Below are 813 nucleotides of genomic sequence, written 5' to 3' on the forward strand. Positions count from 1 at the left end.
CCGCCACGGCCGTCGGCACGGGGGGCGGCGGTACGTGAGCCGGCCGTACAGGGCTGCCCGCGGGTACGAAGCCCCCCGCGTCGGCCAGCAGCAGGTTGCCCCTCGTCTCCTCCGGGATCCGGCCCACCGCCTGCTCGTGCAGGACGCCCAGCGGGGGACGGTGGCCGCTGCGCAGCAGGGTGGCCACCGTCTTCATGTACGCCGGTTCGGCCAGGCCCCGCCGGCCCGCGGCCGGGGCGATGCGGCCGTACACGGCGGTCGTGCGGCCCGAGTCGAGGCCGCGCTCGGTGACGTGGCGCCAGGTCTCGGCGTCCGCGTGCAGGTCGAGGACGAGCGCGGTGTCCGCGGCCGAGCGCAGCCGCAGCTCCTCGCGGATCCAGTGCCAGGGCAGCGCGGTGTAGCGGAGGGTGGCCGGGGTGGTGCGGGCCAGGGCCAGGTGGGGCTGGTGCTGGCGGCGGTCCAGGTGCAGCTGGCCGGTGAGGTACACGGTGAGCGGGCCGGGCGTGGCCGCGGCGGCCCGCAGCCGCGTGAGGACGGCCTGCGGCTCCAGCGGGTCGGCGAGTTCGACGACGTTCGCGGTGTCGGTGCCCGACAGCACGGCGGGGGCGACGGCGGCCAGCACCGGCAGGACACCGGCCGCGTCCACCAGGCGCCCCCGGCCCAGCGGCGAGGCCGCGAGCAGCAGCACGGTTCCGGGCATCGTGCCGTCCCCCTGTCCCGTAGATCCGGTCTCCAGCCAGCACCGTAACCGCTGCCGCCGCGAACCGGTGCCTCAGGCCCGCAAACGTCCCTGTTCGAGCCCTTCGCCCGACC

General features: G+C 77.0%; 1 pseudogene. It reads right to left on the reverse strand.

The features are described from left to right. Positions 1 to 700 (reverse strand): annotated as a pseudogene (locus CCN44_RS08115) (hypothetical protein); the annotation flags it as partial. Positions 701 to 813: the final 113 nt, after the last annotated feature.

This window comes from Streptomyces tricolor (assembly GCF_002155905.1).
Classification (GTDB): Bacteria; Actinomycetota; Actinomycetes; order Streptomycetales; family Streptomycetaceae; genus Streptomyces; species Streptomyces tricolor.